The organism is Stenotrophomonas sp. IS26 (assembly GCF_054188265.1).
In genome coordinates, this window is record NZ_JBSZJV010000008.1 from 51,113 (window position 1) to 65,917 (window position 14,805).

The window sequence follows — 14,805 nt, forward strand, 5'->3', positions numbered from 1 at the left end:
CCACCCACCCTACGGGCATTCAAGGGGAAGTGTGCGTAAACGCGCGTCAAACCAGAAGTGCCCCCGGCCACCGGGACCGCGGAAAACGCCAAAAGCCGCCCGAAGGCGGCCCCTGGCAGGCACCAACAGCGCTGTCAGCCGCCGCGCTTGGCCCGGGCGAAGGCGTCTGCCAGCGCGTTGTTGGCCGGCGGTGCGGCGCTGCCCGGGCGCGGCCCGGGCGGGTTGCCACGACCGCCACCGCGCGGACCATTGCCCGCCCCGCCGTCACGGCGGCCACCTCCGGCCGGGCGCGCATCGCGCTCACCGGGAGCCTTGGCCGGGGCGGGAGTGTCATCCAGGCGGCGGGTCAGCGCGATGCGCTTGCGCGCCACGTCCACCTCCAGCACCTTCACCTTGACGATGTCACCGGCCTTGACCACGTCACGCGGGTCCTTGACGTAGGTATCGGACAGCGCGGAGATGTGGATCAGTCCATCCTGGTGCACCCCGATATCCACGAAGGCACCGAACGCGGCCACGTTGCTGACCACGCCTTCCAGGATCATGCCGACCTTGAGGTCTTTCAGCTCCTCGACCCCGTCGGCGAAACGGGCCGCCTTGAACTCCGGGCGGGGATCGCGGCCGGGTTTTTCCAGCTCCTTGAGGATGTCGCGCACGGTCGGCACACCGAAGGTGGCGTCGGTGAACTGCTCCGCCTTGAGCCCGCGCAGGAAGCTGCCGTCGCCAATCAGTGCCTTGATCGGGCGTGCGGTGGCGGCCACGATGCGCTCCACCACCGGATAGGCTTCCGGGTGCACCGAGGAGGCATCCAGCGGCTGGTCGCCATCGGCGATGCGCAGGAAGCCGGCGCACTGCTCGAAGGTTTTCTCGCCCAGGCGCGGCACCTTGAGCAGGTCCTTGCGGCGCTTGAACGGGCCGTTGTCGTCGCGATGCCGCACGATGTTCTCGGCCACGGTGGACGACAGCCCCGACACGCGCGAGAGCAGCGCCGCCGAGGCGGTGTTGACGTGCACGCCGACCGCGTTGACGCAGTCCTCCACGCGCGCATCCAGCGCACGCGCCAGCCGGTACTGGTCCACGTCGTGCTGGTACTGGCCCACACCGATCGCCTTGGGCTCGATCTTGACCAGCTCGGCCAGCGGATCCTGCAGGCGGCGCGCGATCGACACCGCACCGCGGATCGACACATCCAGGTTCGGGAACTCCTTGGCCGCGAATTCCGACGCCGAGTAGACGGACGCGCCGGCTTCGCTGACAACGATCTTCTGCAGCTTGGTGTCGCCCAGCGCCTTGATCACGTCACCGGCCAGCTTGTCGGTCTCGCGGCTGGCGGTGCCATTGCCGATCGCGATCAGTTCCACGTTGTGCTGCACGCACAGCTGCTTGATCGTGTGCAGCGACTGGTCCCACTGGCGGCGCGGCTCGTGCGGGTAGATGGTGTCGGTGGCGACCAGCTTGCCGGTGGCATCGACCACCGCGATCTTGCAGCCGGTGCGGATCCCCGGGTCCAGGCCGAGCACAGCCTTGGGGCCGGCCGGGGCCGACAGCAGCAGATCCTTGAGGTTGTCGCCGAAGACCGAGATGGCTTCGGCCTCGGCCTTTTCGCGCGCCTGGTTGAACAGGTCCAGCAGCAGGTGCATGTGCAGCTTGGCGCGCCAGGTCAGGCGGCAGGCGTCCAGCAGCCAGCGATCACCGGGGCGGCCGGCATCACGGATCCCCGCGTTGTGCGCGACACGGCCTTCGGCATACAGATTGCCGGCCTCGGCATCGCTGCCCGGGTCCAGTTCCAGGAACAGGATTTCCTCGCGGCGCGCGCGGAACAGTGCCAGCAAGCGGTGGGACGGAATCTTCGCCAGCGACTCGGCGTGTTCAAAGTAATCGCGGTACTTGGCGCCCTGCTCTTCCTTGCCCTCGGCGACACGTGCGCGGATCACGCCGTTCTCGCCCAGCCAGGTGCGCAGCTCGCCGACCAGCGCGGCATCTTCGCCCCAACGCTCCATCAGGATCGCGCGCGCACCTTCCAGGGCCGCCTTGACGTCGGCCACGCCCTTGTCGCTATCGACGAAGGTCGCGCCAAACACCTGCGGGTCCAGGCCCGGATCGGCCAGCAGGCCATCGGCGAGCGGCTCCAGGCCGGCTTCGCGCGCGATCTGGGCACGGGTGCGGCGCTTGGGCTTGTACGGCAGGTACAGATCTTCCAGGCGCGACTTGGTGTCCGCGCCGAGGATCTCGTTACGCAGTTCGTCGCTGAGCTTGCCCTGTTCGTCGATGCTGGACAGCACCGCGGCGCGGCGGTCTTCCAGCTCACGTAGGTAGGTCAGGCGCGTTTCGAGGTTGCGCAGCTGGGTATCGTCCAGGCCGCCGGTGACTTCCTTGCGGTAGCGGGCGATGAACGGAACGCTGGCGCCTTCGTCCAACAGGGCGATGGCGGCGAGGGCCTGGGCGGTCTGGGCACCGATCTCATCGGCGATGGTCTGGGCGATCTGCTGCGCGAGCTTGATGTCAGGCATTGCTTCCGGCCGGAGCCGCTTTTGCGGAAAGAACCCATTCTGGCGATGCGCGGCGGCGGGGGAAAGCCGTTGACAGGTCGGGCCGAACCTGTCGCCCCGTGGCGATGACCACACGAGGGGTCCTGCGTTCACGCCGGCATCCTGCGTGGGGCTGGGATGCCGGCGCGGGCGCCCGTGACAACCGGGCACCTCTGCGGTGTGACTGGCTTACCGGTAATGCACGGCCGCGCGTTGGTGGACGATCTCGTCCTGCATCGACTCCAACGCCATCACCCGCACCTTGCCCACACCCTGCAGTTCCATGAACCGCTCGGTGTAGATCTCCGGACCCAGTTCGGTATCGGCCTGGGACTTGCTGAAACCATGGGGCACCAGGCCCTTGTCGCCATCCTTGCTACCACCGACATAAAGAACGATTGCCATGTGATGTATTCCTCCAGAAAAACGTTTGCTCATACAGCGCTGCAAGCTTACCCCGGTAAACCTGACTGGTTCGTCATCCAGGCTAATAACGTTTTTTTGCATGCAGATGACGTCGCGTTGTCGACGTTTTTCTTACATGGATTTAACGCTGAGATAACGTCACTGCGGATCACGAATGGATGGCCACCAGCCCCGCCCCTGCAGCGCATAGACATCGGCCGCGCGCTCGAACGGATTGCGCGCGCTCACCCCACCGCACAGCAGGTACACGGGCAGATAGAGCGGCCCCAACAACAGATACTGGTACACGTGCGCCCGCTCATGGTCGTGCAGGCCGATCACCGGTTCGTTGGCGTGGCCGGCCTGATGCGCATACGTCCGGCACGGCACATCCAGCACCGGCCCCGTGTGCAGGATGACGTTGCCCAGTGTGATCGCTCCGCCCGGGCCCCACGGAAACTGGCGGAACACGATCGCGCAGTCGCGCCCGTTCCATGACGGGCGCGCACCGGCCAGCATCCCGGCGGTGCCGGCGGCCAGGCCGATCAGGGTGTTGGGTGAGGTCCACAGCGCCCCGAGCACCTGCAGCGCGCGCAGCAGCACCGGTGACAGGCTCAATCGGCCTCGTTGGGGATCAACAGCCACAGGATCAGATAGATCAGAATGCCCGGGAAGGCCGCCGAGCCGATCGAGATCAGCACGAACAGCACCCGCACCAGGGTGACGTTCCAGCCGTAGCGATGCGCGATACCGCCCATCACCCCGGCGATCATGCGGTCGTTGAGCGAACGGGACAGCGGGCGCGGCGGTGTGTTCATGCACGGGGTCTCGGTCCGGAATGCGCCGACTCTAGCGCGAACCGTGTCTACGGGGTGCGTTGGCGCAGGGCCTTCAGGCGCGCGCCGAACCACACCGCTGCGGTCTGCTCGGGCTGGCCCGGGCAGGCGATCCGGTAGGGCTTGCCGCTCATGCTGCTCTGGCTGGCGGCACGTTCGATGAACTGCTCGGCCGTGTCGACCTTGTCCTTCTTGAGCAGGTAGTCGTACTTGCGCTGCAGATGGGCCCGCGCCTCGGGCGCATCGTGCCAGCTGCCATTGCGCTGGAAGCGGCAACTGGAGCCATCCAGCGCGCCGATCAGGCCGGCGATCTCGCGGCGGGCGGTGTCGGTCGGGGCGGCCAGCGCCACGCTGGGGGCGATGAGGGCCAGTGCGAGCACGGCTCGGGTGCGATGGGTCATGCGGAACGTTCCTTCAACCAATCGTTGATCGTACCGGGGACCTCGCGCTGAGCCCGCCCGGAGACATAGATACCGATGTGGCCACCGCGGAAACTGCTCTCGGTATAATCCGTGCTGCCGATCCGGCTGCGCAACGCGCGTGACGCATCCGGCGGAACCAGATGGTCCTGCTCGGCATAGATGTTCAGTACCGGCAACGTGACCTGCTGGAGGTCGACAGTGTTCTCGCCGATGCGCACGCCGTGGTGCATCAGGCCATTGCCCTGGTAGAACTGCTTGATGAAGTCACGGAACGCTTCGCCGGCGAGATCTGGCGAGTCGAAGATCCACTTTTCCATGCGCAGGAAATCTTCCAGCGCGTCCTTGTCGTCCAGGATGTCCAGCAGTCCCACGTATTTCTGCACGTTGAGGCGGAACGGCTTGAGCATCAGGTAGCTGGCATTCATCAGATCGGCCGGGATGTTGCCCAGCGTGTCCACCAGCAGGTCCACGTCCACCTGGCGCGCCCAGTGCGAGAGCATGTTGTCCGGCGTGTGGAAATCGACCGGGGTGACCATCGTGATCAGGTTGGCCAGCTTGGCCTGGCGCAGCGCGGCATAGCACAGCGCGAACACGCCGCCCTGGCAGATGCCGAGCATGTTGATCGGCTCACCACCGTTGTGCGCCTGCAGGTGATCCACCGCGCCATCCACGAAGCGCAGCAGGTAATCCTCCAGCGTCTGATAGCGCTCGGAGCGGTCCGGGTAGCCCCAGTCCAGCACATACACATCGTGGCCCAGGGTCAGCAGCTTCTGCACCAGCGAGCGGTCGGTCTGCAGATCGACCATGTACGGCCGGTTGACCAGCGCATAGACGATCAGCAGCGGCGTGGCATGCACCGGCGGCTCGCTGCCGACGAAGCGGTACAGCGTGACCTTGCCGTCGCGCCAGACCTCCTCGCGGGTGGTCGCGCCGTAATCGACATCGTCCACCGCAGGCAGCAGCTTCAGGCCATCCATCAGCTTGCGCTGCATGGCCAGGGTTTCCTGCAGAAGATCTTCGGCGTTGAAGCCCAGGGGGCCCTTCATACGCTGCGCTTCCTTGGCTTGGTCGGCTTGGTCGGCTTGGTCGGCGTGGTGGCGGGCTTGGTGACCTTGGTGACCTTGGTGACCTTGGTGACCTTGGTGACCTTGGAGGCCTTGGAGGGCTTGGCGGTGGCCTTGGCCGGCCTGGAAGCGCGGGTTGTGCGCTGGCTCGCGGCGGCGGGTTTCACTGCGGGCTTGCGCGCCTTGGCCGCACTGGCAGGTGCCGCACCCGCGCCGGCGGCCATGCGCCGCACCAGCCGCTCCAGCTCGGCGATCCGCCGATGCGCCGCGTCCATTTCGGTGCGTGTCGGCAGCCCGAAGCTCTCGGTCAACCGTTCGATTTCCTGCTGGGTGGCCGCGCGCAGCCGCATCTGGGCGTTGCCCAGCGCGGCGTAGACCGCCTGGAACGGCTCGGACAGCGCGACCTTCGCGTACGCCTCTTCGGCCGCGTCGATCCACAGATCGAACATCGCCCGCGCACTGGTCAGCTGGTTGCCGGGCTGTTCGTGTTCGGCCAGGCGCTGCTCGAACAGGGTGAACGCATCGTCCAGCGCCTGCTTGATCTGATCCACGTAGTCGCGCGAGTGCGCCTGGTAGTCCTGCTGGGCCCGCAGCAGCGCCTGCCAGCGCGCCTGGTGCTCGCGGCCGGGACCAAACGCCGGGCTCTGCAGCCACGGGCCAAGCTGGCGCTGCAGGGTTTCCAGCAGCTGCAGCAGATCCGGCCCCTCGGCATGGGTGTGCCCACGCGCGCCTTGCAGCATCCACTGCAGCAGCCCGTCGCCCTGGCCCAGCACTGCCGTACGCCACGCCTGCGCGACTTCCGCACTGGTGGTGTCGCGGCCGGCGAACTGCGCAGCCACCTGCTGCATGGTGCCGTACCAGCCACCGGCCTGCTCACGGAAACGGTGCACGGCTTCATCGGCCGGGCCGCTGGCGGCGTTGGGCATCATCTGCGCCCACCAGTCGATCGCCTGCTGCCAGTTGCCCTGCCCCTCGGGGCCGGCGGTATGGCCGGGCGGTGCCGCAGCATGCCGCAGGGCATCGCCCCAGGCACTGAAATACTGCCGCGCCAGGGCCTCTACATCGCCTGCGCCGCTGCCGCTGCCCGCCGTGGTCATGACCGTCCTCCCGTCTCGGGAAACGATGATAGCAATGCCGCGCTGCCCTGCCTCACGGCTTGGGGATGCGCAGGGTCTTGCTGATCATCAGCGAGCCGGACAGCGCGAACAGCAGCACCAGCGGGTGCAGCTGCCACGGGCCCAGCTGCCACTGGCCCAGCCACAGGTCCGCGCCGGTCGCCCCGACGCTGGCCGCCACGGCCAGCACCACCACCAGCGCCAGGCTGGTCGGGATCGGGGTGCCCTCGAAGTACGGCACCTTGTCGCCCTCGCCGGCCAGTGCTTCGGCGGTCACGTTGTAGCGGGCCAGGCGGCTGACGCCGCAGCAGACGAAGTAGCTCAGCACGAGCCAGTCCCAGCCGCCCTGCATGCCGCAGGCGTAGGCCAGCGCGGCCGGGGCGACACCGAAGGAAATGATGTCCGACAGCGAATCCAGCTCACGGCCCAGCGTGGAGCTGGACTTGCGCCAGCGCGCGATGCGCCCGTCCAGCGCATCGAAAATGAAGGCCAAGGGGATCAGGGCCATGCCGAACAGCAGATAGCTGCGCTCGCCATCCTGCAGATACCGTATGGCGGCAAAGACCGCCCCGGTGCCACAGAACGCGTTGGCCAAGGTGAACCAGTCAGCCAGGTGGAACTCGCGCAACATCGAGAAGTGACGTTTCATGAAGGATCAGGTGGCGGCAATCGCAAGAGAGTACCGCGAGCGGCCCGCGCCGGGACAGCGTTCCCTACGCCACCGTACTTCCGCTTGCCGCGCCGTTCACGCCAGCACGACCTGCGGTGAATTTTTGGCCACCCATCTTGACAGCGAGTACCGGCGGGGGCCGGCGGGGCTTATCCACAAACTTGCCCACGAGTCATCCACACCCCCTGTGGACAACTCGATCTCAATAGACGCGACGCTGGTGATTTCTTGATCACCGATCCTCATTGCCGCGGCGCGATCCCCCTTCACGCGCGCGCCCATCGGTGCCATCAGTGGGCTAAGCTGGTGGATGGACTCCGCCGCCGCCAGGTCCTGCCGCCCACCGACAGGAGTCTTGCGCGTGCTTTCCCCCGACCATCTGGCCGCCCAGCTGCGCCACCCGCACGGTGAGCACGCGCTCGTCGTGGCCGAATCGATGAACCGCAGCAACGGCGACCTCAACCGGGCCGCCATCGCCCTGCTGTCAGTGACCCCCGGCGAACAGGTCCTGGAGATCGGCCCGGGCAATGCAGCCTTCGCACCCGATCTGTTGCGTACACCGCACAGCCGCTATGTGGGCGTCGATGTTTCAGCGGCGATGGTCGAGGCGGGCACTGCGGTGCTGGCCATGCATGGGCTGCAGGATCGTGCCGAGGTCCACCTGGGCGATGCCCACGCCCTGCCCCTGGATTCGGCCTGCATCGATGCGGCGCTGGCAGTGAACACGCTGTACTTCTGGGACGAACTGAAATTCCCGTTCGCCGAGCTGGCCCGCGTGCTGCGGCCCGGCGGCCGGCTCTGCCTGGCCTTCGGCGATGCCGCTTTCATGCGCACGCTGCCGTTCACTGCGCATGGGTTCCACCTGCACGAGCTGGCCGAGGTCGAGCAGGCCCTGCGCAGCGCTGGGTTGACCGTACAAGGCTGGCGCGCCCATCACGAAACCGGGCACAGCAACGATGGGCGCGAGCTGACCAAGCACTTCCATCTGCTGCTGGCCCGCCGGTAGTAGCGGCCGTTGGCCGGCCCTACAGCCGGGTGTAACTCCAGGACTGCATGGCGCCATCGCGGTAGGGCATCACGCCATGGAAGGCGCGCGGTTCGTCGTCGAAGACCAGCGGCAGGAAGCTGCGGTCGCCTTCCCACAGCGGCAGGCTGTCGATCTTGTCCACGTCCACCCACTCCAGCGTACCCTCCGGATTGGAGGTCAGCGGCGTGCCGGTGAAGTCATCGATGACGAAAACGAAGCCGAACCAGTCCTCGCCGTTCCTGCCGAAACCCGGCCAGCTGATCGTGCCGCGCAGGCGCATGGTGCCGCACTCGATGCCGGCCTCTTCGCGGATCTCGCGGCGCATGCAGGCGGCGGCGTCTTCATCGCGCTCCATCTTGCCGCCCAGGCCGTTGTACTTGCCCAGGTGCAGGTCACCGGGCCGGGCGTTGCGGTGGATCATCAGCACTTGCTTGCCGTCGGCGGACAGCACGTAGCCCAGGGTGGCCACGATGGGGGTATAGGGCATTTCGCACAGGCTCTGGAACACAGACCCCCGATTATGCGCGATCCGCCCGGGGCCGGCTCAGCGCACCCGGCTCAGGGCACCACGCTGGTGCGGCGCGCGTAGGCCGGTGCCGCCACCGCGCCATCGCGGTGCAGCGTGGCCACGCCGTGGCCGCGCTCGGCCAGGTATTCCAGCCATTTGCCGAGGAAGGTGTTCATCCGCATGCGGTGGCTGATCAGTTCGGCCGGCGGCGGGTACATGCCCATCACGTCCTGCCAGCGGCGACCGACGTAGCAATGCGTGGTCTCGGCCTGGCGGGCGTCACGGTACAGGCGCACATAGGCCGAAGGATCCGGCTGCCCGGTGACCGGGTCGGCGAAGTCGTAGGTCAGGCGCAGCTCGACCGTATAGCGGTGGCACTCGATCACGTCCAGGCGCACATCGAGCCCATCGCCGATCGAGGAGACGTAGCTGCCGGGCATCAGCTCGGACGGTGCGAACAGGCGCACCAGGTGCTGGTAATTCTCGGCGTACAGGCCCATCAGCCAGCTCAGGCGGCTGAGCCGGGGGATGCGTTCGATACGGGGCGATGCCTGGGCCATGGGTCGATCCTACACGTTGATCTCCCAACGTGGGGGCGGCACCGGCCCGGCCAAAGGGGCGGCCCGCAGCCGGTTCACGGACGCAGGGTAGTCCCGGCCCCGGACGAAGGAAGAGGCCCCTTGTTGTTCAAGGGGACGCGCCGGATCAGTACATCTCGCGCTGCAGCCCCAGCGTGCCCAGCACCTTGCTCGAGATTTCCTCGATCGAGGTATGGGTGGTGCTCAACGTCGGGATCCGCTCCATCCGGAACATGGTCTCGGCGGCGGCGACCTCGCGGCGGCAGGTCTCCAGATTCGCGTAGCGCGAGTTCGGGCGGCGCTCCTGACGGATCTGTTGCAGGCGGTCCGGGTCGATGGTCAGACCAAACAGCTTTTTGCGGTACGGGCGCAGGCGCGGCGGCAGGCGGTCCTGCTCCAGATCCTCATCCGTCAGCGGGTAATTGGCCGCGCGGACCCCGTAATGCAGGGCCAGGTAGATGCAGGTCGGGGTCTTGCCAGCCCGGGACACGGCGACCAGGATCACGTCGGCATCGTCGTAATTGATGGCGATGCCATCGTCATGGGTCAGCGCGAAGTTCATCGCGTTGATGCGGCGGTGGTAGGTCTCGAAGTCGACCATGCCGTGGGCCTGGCCGACCCGGGAGTGGCGGTTGACCGCCAGTTCGCGTTCCAGCGGCTCGATGAAGGGGGCGAACACGTCCAGCATCAACCCGCCACTTTCGGCCAGGATGATGCTCAGCCCGCTGTCCACGCAGGAACTGACCACAATGGGCCGAACCTGGTATCGCTCACCCGCTGCACGGATCCTTTCACAGGCTTCCCGCGCTTTTTCCGGATCATCGATGAACGACATTCGGTCGGTGATGAAGCTGAACCCGGAGAACTGGGTCAGGAGGCTATGCCCAATGGTTTCAGCGGTGATACCGGTTCCATCGGACACGTAGAACACCGGACGGATCGTCGACATACGGCTTTTACCCCCTCCGAAGCTTAAAAAGGCCGTCGATACAAGCTTGTGCCGACAGCGGTCTGCCCGGCATCATATCGGCTTCTTCCTACGGACGTGGCCATCCAGCCCGCCTCGGGCGATGGCCAAACGGAGCATCGCGCTTGAACGAGAACATCCTGTGGTTGCACGAACTGCGCCTGGCCGACCTGGCCCGCGTAGGCGGCAAGAATTCGTCGCTTGGCGAAATGATCGGCAATCTTGCCGGTCTGGGGGTGTCTGTCCCCGGCGGTTACGCAACCACCTCTGAAGCCTTCAAGGACTTCATCGCCCACAACGATCTGTCCAAGCGCATCTTCGACAAGCTGGCCACGCTGGACGTGGAAGATGTCGGTGCCCTGACCGTGGCCGGCAAGGAGATCCGCGGCTGGGTGATCGATGCCCCGCTGCATCCGGCACTGGACCAGGACATCCGCACTGCCTATGCCAAGCTCTGCAGCGAAAACGGCGGCGGTGACGTGGCCGTTGCGGTGCGCTCTTCGGCCACCGCCGAAGACCTGCCCGATGCGTCCTTCGCCGGCCAGCAGGAGACCTTCCTCAACGTGACCGGCGCCGACGATGTCGTGCTCAAGGTCAAGGAAGTGTTCGCCTCGCTGTACAACGACCGCGCGATTGCCTACCGCGTCCACCACGGCTTCAAGCACGAGGACGTGTTCCTGTCGGCCGGCGTGCAGCTGATGGTGCGCTCGGGCGTGGGGTCCTCCGGCGTGCTGTTCACCCTGGACACCGAGTCCGGCTTCCGCGACGTGGTGTTCGTCACCTCCTCGTTCGGCCTGGGCGAAATGGTCGTGCAGGGTGCGGTCAACCCCGACGAGTTCTACGTCTACAAGCCCACCCTGAGCGCGGGCAAGCCGGCGATCCTGCGCCGCTCGCTCGGCAGCAAGGCGATCCGCATGGTGTATTCGGATGTCGCCGGTGAGCGCGTGCGCATCGAAGACACTCCGGCCGAGCTGCGCAACACCTTCTCCATCAGCGACGAGGACGTGCAGGAACTGTCCAAGCAGGCGCTGGTGATCGAAAAGCATTACGGCCGCCCGATGGATATCGAGTGGGCCAAGGACGGTGTCAGCGGCAAGCTGTTCATCGTGCAGGCGCGTCCGGAGACCGTGAAGTCGCGTGGCCATGCCACCCAGATCGAACGTTTCGCACTGAATCAGAAGGACGGCAAGGTGCTGGCCGAAGGCCGCGCCGTCGGTGCCAAGATCGGTGCCGGTACCGCCCGCGTGGTGCGCACCCTGGAGGACATGGCCCGCGTGCAGCCCGGCGACGTGCTGATCGCCGACATGACCGATCCCGATTGGGAGCCGGTGATGAAGCGCGCCTCGGCCATCGTGACCAACCGTGGCGGCCGTACCTGCCACGCGGCGATCATCGCGCGTGAGCTGGGCGTGCCGGCCGTGGTCGGCTCGGGCAACGCCACCCAGCTGATCCAGGATGGCCAGGAAGTGACCGTCAGCTGCGCCGAGGGTGACACCGGCTTCATCTACGACGGGATCCTGGAGTTCGAGCGCACCACCACGGATCTGGGCAACATGCCGCCGGCGCCGCTGAAGATCATGATGAACGTGGCCAACCCGGAACGGGCCTTCGATTTCGGCCAGCTGCCGAACGCCGGCATCGGCCTGGCCCGTCTGGAAATGATCATCGCCAGCCACATCGGCATCCACCCCAACGCGCTGCTGGAGTACGACCGCCAGGACGCGGCGACCAAGAAGAAGATCGACGAGAAGATCGCCGGTTACGCGGATCCGATCAGCTTCTACGTCGGTCGTCTGGCCGAAGGCATCGCCACGTTGACCGCCTCGGTCGCCCCGAACCCGGTGATCGTGCGCCTGTCGGACTTCAAGTCCAACGAGTACGCCAACCTGATCGGCGGTACGAACTACGAGCCGCACGAAGAGAACCCGATGATCGGCTTCCGCGGCGCCAGCCGTTACGTCGATCCGAGCTTCTCGGCCGCCTTCGCCCTGGAATGCCAGGCCGTGCTGCGCGTGCGCAACGAGATGGGCCTGGACAACCTGTGGGTCATGATCCCGTTCGTGCGCACTCTGGAAGAAGGCCGCAAGGTCGTCGAAGTGCTCGAACAGAACGGCCTCAAGCAGGGCGAAAACGGCCTGAAGATCATCATGATGTGCGAAGTGCCGTCCAACGCACTGCTCGCCGATGAGTTCCTGGAGATCTTCGACGGCTTCTCGATCGGCTCCAACGACCTGACCCAGCTGACCCTGGGCCTGGACCGCGATTCCTCGATCGTCGCGCACCTGTTCGACGAGCGGAACCCGGCGGTGAAGAAGCTGCTGTCGATGGCGATCAAGTCCGCGCGCGCCAAGGGCAAGTACGTCGGCATCTGCGGCCAGGGCCCGTCCGATCACCCGGACCTGGCCGAATGGCTGATGCAGGAAGGGATCGAGTCGGTATCGCTGAACCCGGATACCGTGGTGGATACCTGGCTGCGTCTGGCCAAGCTCAAAGCCAAGGGGTGATCCTTTTGGCAATGTGATGAACAACAGAACCCCGCTCAGGCGGGGTTTTGTTGTTCAGCGTGGCACTACCGTCAGGCTTCAGCGGGCTCGACCACCTCGGCCGCCGGGTAGTCGGTGAATCCTTCCGCCCCACCCCCGAAGAACGTCGCTTTGTCCGACGGGTTCAACGGCAGGCCCTGCTGCAGCCGCTCCGGCAGGTCCGGGTTGGCGATGAACGGACGGCCGAAGGCGATCAGGTCGGCCCAGCCCTTCGCCAGGGCCTCTTCCGCGCGTTCCACCGTGTACTTGCCGGCGTAGATCAGCGTGCCGCGGTAGATCATGCGCAGCGCTTCCTTGAAGGCCACCGGCATCACCGGGGCGTCTTCCCAGTCGGCTTCGGCGATATGCAGGTAGCCCACCCCGATCGCATCGAGCAGATGCGCAGCGGCCAGGTAGGTCGCCTGCGGCGTGTCGTCCACCGCGCCCTGCAGCGTGGTCAGCGGCGCCAGACGCACGCCGACGCGCTCGGCACCGATCTCCTCGGCCACCGCCTCGGTCACCTCGCGCAGGAAGCGCAGGCGGTTCTGCAGCGAGCCACCGTAGGCATCGGTGCGCTGATTGGCCTGGGAATCGATGAACTGGTTGATCAGATACCCGTTGGCACCGTGCAGTTCGATGCCATCGAAGCCTGCCGCGATCGCATTGCGCGCGGCGGCCGCGTAGTCGCGCACGATCCCGGCGATCTCGTCGATGGCCAGTGCCCGCGGCATCGAGTGCTGCACCATCTCGCCGACGCCGCTCAGCGGGCCACGGCCCTCGGGATCGACGAACACCTTGACGCCGTCGGCCAGCAGCGCTGACGAGGATACCGGGGCGGCGCCGCCCGGCTGCAGGGCCACATGCGAAACGCGGCCGACGTGCCAGAGCTGGGCGACGATGCGCCCACCGGCAGCGTGCACGGCATCGGTGACGCCGCGCCAGCCGGCCACCTGGGCCTCGTCGTGGATGCCCGGTGTCCAGGCGTAGCCCTGGCCCTGCTGGCTGATCTGGGTGCCTTCGCTGACGATCAGGCCGGCCGAGGCCCGCTGGGCGTAGTACTCGGCCATCAGCGGCGTCGCCACGTTGCCCTCCCCGGCCCGCGAGCGGGTCATCGGCGGCATCACGATACGGTTGGGCAGCGCCAGGGCGCCGCGGGTATAGGGGGAGAACAGCATGGGAAATCCTTGATCGGGAGAACCGCCGCAGCGGTGATGCCGACAAGGATGGGGACAGTGCAGACCGGTCAACAGAGCTGCGGCGGCAAAACAGTTGTGCCGCCAGTGCAACGATCGCTCAGCTGCGCTCGGCCGCCAGCATCGAGTAGGCCGCCCGCACGGTCTCATACCCGTAGGTTCGCTCCAGGCGGCGCACGATGAAATGGCCGCGTGCCACGTCCTGGTAGTAGTCGGTGAACATGGTGTTGAGCGTCGCGCCGGCCACCGCCCCCACGATCGGCACCGCCTGCGCGGCGAACTTCTCGGTGACCACCACGCCGAAACGCGCGGCGACCTTCTCCACGAGCTTGGCCAGCCACTTGCCGGCTTCTTTCGGGGTCAGCCCGATCATCACCGGGCTGCCGCCAACCGCGCGGCCGGCCAACTCGGCCGACAGGTGACGCATCACCTCGGCAGTGAAGCCACGCGTGATGTAGTAGCCGGTCTCGCTGGCATCGTCCTTGCCGGAGTTGCCACCGAGCGCAAACACCTCCAGGCAGGCATGCCGGGTGCTCATCTCGCGCAGGTCGAAGCCTTCGCTGCGTGCCACGTCAGCCACGGAGCGCATCATGATCGTGGTGGACACCGGCAGTTCGATGAACAGCGTGGTGAAACCGAAGGCGCCGCCGACCGCACCGGAGGTGGCCGCGGCCAGCTTGTGCCAGCGGGTGGACGCCGCTTTGCCCGGGGTGTTGTCCATCGTCCACAACGCCGCCTGGGCGGATTTGAACAGCGCCGCTTCGACCGCGCCGTGGATGCGGCGGGACACCGAATCCGGCAGGCGTTTGACCGCGAACTCCAGCGGCGAACCGATCAGGTTGGCCATCTTGGCGGTCAGCGTGGGCGATTCCAGCAGGTCCACCGCACGCTGCAGGTCGCGCCAGTCCTGCGAGGTGGGCAGGATCGAGGACTCCAACGGCGGTGGTTGTGGCGAGGTCATGGCGTTCAT

15 protein-coding genes are annotated in these 14,805 nt (G+C 66.6%); 2 read left to right on the plus strand and 13 right to left on the minus strand.

From position 1 onward, the window contains the following. Positions 1-134 precede the first annotated feature (134 nt). The 8 genes from ACW6W5_RS09225 to ACW6W5_RS09260 form a co-directional block, all read right to left on the minus strand. Entirely contained in the window at positions 135-2,510 is a 2,376-nt protein-coding gene (locus ACW6W5_RS09225; protein WP_152151247.1) for a Tex family protein, read from the minus strand. A 207-nt stretch (positions 2,511-2,717) separates the two neighbouring features. Further along, a complete protein-coding gene (locus ACW6W5_RS09230; protein WP_121037322.1) occupies positions 2,718-2,933 on the minus strand; it encodes a hypothetical protein in 216 nt (71 codons plus the stop codon). Between the two features lie 159 nt (positions 2,934-3,092). After that, positions 3,093-3,551: a hypothetical protein gene (locus tag ACW6W5_RS09235; protein WP_193222741.1), complete on the minus strand. Its 459-nt coding sequence runs from the start codon at positions 3,549-3,551 to the stop codon at positions 3,093-3,095. After that, the gene (locus ACW6W5_RS09240) at positions 3,548-3,751 is read right to left on the minus strand and encodes a PspC domain-containing protein (RefSeq protein WP_121037325.1); all 204 of its coding nucleotides are present in this window, start codon (positions 3,749-3,751) and stop codon (positions 3,548-3,550) included. The genes ACW6W5_RS09235 and ACW6W5_RS09240 overlap by 4 nt, the downstream gene beginning before the upstream one ends. 47 nt (positions 3,752-3,798) lie before the next feature. Next, complete coding sequence (locus tag ACW6W5_RS09245; protein ID WP_152151245.1) at positions 3,799-4,170, minus strand: YfeK family protein; 372 nt, start codon at positions 4,168-4,170, stop codon at positions 3,799-3,801. Beyond that, positions 4,167-5,237, minus strand: coding sequence for a class III poly(R)-hydroxyalkanoic acid synthase subunit PhaC (gene phaC, locus ACW6W5_RS09250; RefSeq protein ID WP_152151243.1), 1,071 nt, complete (start codon positions 5,235-5,237; stop codon positions 4,167-4,169). Before phaC ends, ACW6W5_RS09245 begins: the two co-directional genes overlap by 4 nt. Further along, on the minus strand, positions 5,234-6,352 hold the full coding sequence (gene phaE, locus ACW6W5_RS09255; protein ID WP_226956578.1) for a class III poly(R)-hydroxyalkanoic acid synthase subunit PhaE: 1,119 nt from the start codon (positions 6,350-6,352) through the stop codon (positions 5,234-5,236). Before phaE ends, phaC begins: the two co-directional genes overlap by 4 nt. Before the next feature lie 52 nt (positions 6,353-6,404). Next, positions 6,405-7,019, minus strand: coding sequence for a CDP-alcohol phosphatidyltransferase family protein (locus ACW6W5_RS09260; protein WP_152151241.1), 615 nt, complete (start codon positions 7,017-7,019; stop codon positions 6,405-6,407). A 376-nt stretch (positions 7,020-7,395) separates the two neighbouring features. Between ACW6W5_RS09260 and ACW6W5_RS09265 the strand changes: the two genes are divergently transcribed. Next, positions 7,396-8,046 carry a class I SAM-dependent methyltransferase gene (locus ACW6W5_RS09265; RefSeq protein ID WP_226956577.1) on the plus strand — a complete coding sequence of 217 codons (651 nt, stop codon included), beginning with the start codon at positions 7,396-7,398 and terminating at the stop codon, positions 8,044-8,046. Positions 8,047-8,065: 19 nt separating this feature from the next. On the opposite strand, the gene ACW6W5_RS09270 is transcribed toward ACW6W5_RS09265, so the two are convergent. The 3 genes from ACW6W5_RS09270 to ppsR form a co-directional block, all read right to left on the minus strand. Further along, on the minus strand, positions 8,066-8,554 hold the full coding sequence (locus ACW6W5_RS09270; protein WP_026069931.1) for an NUDIX hydrolase: 489 nt from the start codon (positions 8,552-8,554) through the stop codon (positions 8,066-8,068). Positions 8,555-8,625: 71 nt separating this feature from the next. Next, complete coding sequence (locus ACW6W5_RS09275; RefSeq protein WP_152151237.1) at positions 8,626-9,135, minus strand: DUF1249 domain-containing protein; 510 nt, start codon at positions 9,133-9,135, stop codon at positions 8,626-8,628. 145 nt (positions 9,136-9,280) lie between these two features. Next, positions 9,281-10,102: a posphoenolpyruvate synthetase regulatory kinase/phosphorylase PpsR gene (gene ppsR, locus ACW6W5_RS09280; RefSeq protein WP_019184148.1), complete on the minus strand. Its 822-nt coding sequence runs from the start codon at positions 10,100-10,102 to the stop codon at positions 9,281-9,283. A gap of 143 nt (positions 10,103-10,245) precedes the next feature. Here ppsR and ppsA point away from each other — a divergent pair, with 143 nt between their 5' ends. Continuing rightward, complete coding sequence (ppsA, locus tag ACW6W5_RS09285) at positions 10,246-12,624, plus strand: phosphoenolpyruvate synthase (protein ID WP_152151235.1); 2,379 nt, start codon at positions 10,246-10,248, stop codon at positions 12,622-12,624. Between the two features lie 71 nt (positions 12,625-12,695). On the opposite strand, the gene ACW6W5_RS09290 is transcribed toward ppsA, so the two are convergent. Continuing rightward, the gene (locus ACW6W5_RS09290; protein ID WP_152151232.1) at positions 12,696-13,817 is read right to left on the minus strand and encodes an alkene reductase; all 1,122 of its coding nucleotides are present in this window, start codon (positions 13,815-13,817) and stop codon (positions 12,696-12,698) included. 118 nt (positions 13,818-13,935) lie between these two features. Next, entirely contained in the window at positions 13,936-14,796 is an 861-nt protein-coding gene (locus ACW6W5_RS09295) for an EcsC family protein (protein ID WP_121041096.1), read from the minus strand. Between the last annotated feature and the right edge of the window lie 9 nt (positions 14,797-14,805).